This window comes from Mesorhizobium sp. M5C.F.Ca.IN.020.32.2.1 (genome assembly GCF_004023105.1).
In the GTDB taxonomy this organism is placed as follows: Bacteria; Pseudomonadota; Alphaproteobacteria; order Rhizobiales; family Rhizobiaceae; genus Mesorhizobium; species Mesorhizobium wenxiniae.
Genome location: NZ_RZSX01001421.1, coordinates 1 through 889 on the forward strand (window position 1 = coordinate 1; position 889 = coordinate 889).

At 67.5% G+C, this 889-nt stretch carries 1 pseudogene; it reads right to left on the bottom strand.

The window, feature by feature from the left end:
- A pseudogene (locus EOA86_RS36485) lies at nucleotides 1-889 on the bottom strand (chromosome segregation protein SMC); the annotation flags it as partial.

The following is an 889-nucleotide window of genomic DNA, read 5'->3' on the forward strand; positions in this document are numbered from 1 at the left end:
GTTCAGGCTCTGGATCGCCTGCCGCAGCTTGCGGATGGCCTCGATGATGTCCTCGCGTTCGGAAACGATGGTCTCGAGCCGATCGGATAGTTCCTTCTGCTCTTCCTCGGCGCGCAGATTGACGGCGCCCAGGCGCTCGCGCTCGATCTTCAGCCGGTCGAGTTGACGCTCGATCTCAGTCATCTCCGGCATCGGGCTGTCGGCCTCCAGGCCGGTGTGGCGGATGACCAGATGCGGCGGCGTGTTGATCGTTTCCTGAATGCGCGCCTCGACCTCCAGCCGTCTTTCGTCGGCAGCGGTCAGCCGCTCTTCGGCGCGGACGCGCGTTTCGCGCGCCTCGGCCAACGACTGGATTGCTGATGTCGCGGCCTTGTCCAGTTCGGACTGCTTGTTCTCCGCCTCCTGCAACCGGTCGCCGGCTGCCTGGCGCAGGCTTTCGGCTTCGGCAAGCTGCGACAGCAAGGCGCGCCGCTTGGCGTCGATCTCGTCGGGTGCGTCGGCCAGTCTTTCGCGCTCGGCCTCGGCCTCGGCCTTTCGTTCGCCGAGTGCCGCGATCTGCGTCGAGGCGTTTTCGGCGCGCTCCAGCCAGTTGCGGCGTTCCGCGCCGATGGCGTCGAGGCGGCGCGTTCGAGCTTCGGCTTCCCGCCTCAAGCCTTCATGCACGGCGCGGGCATCGGCAAGAGTGGCGCGGTCGCGAGCGACGTTGGCGGCCGACTGTTCGAGCTGTAACTGCAGATCACCGAGGTCGGGAGCGCTTTGCAGCAGCATCTCCGCCTCGACGAATGCCGCCGCCGTCTCTTCATGGCTGTCGACGATACGCGCGCGGGCCTCGTCAAGTGCGGCGCGTCGGCTCGACAGCTCGCCGCCGGCCTTCTCGGCCTCGGCTAGC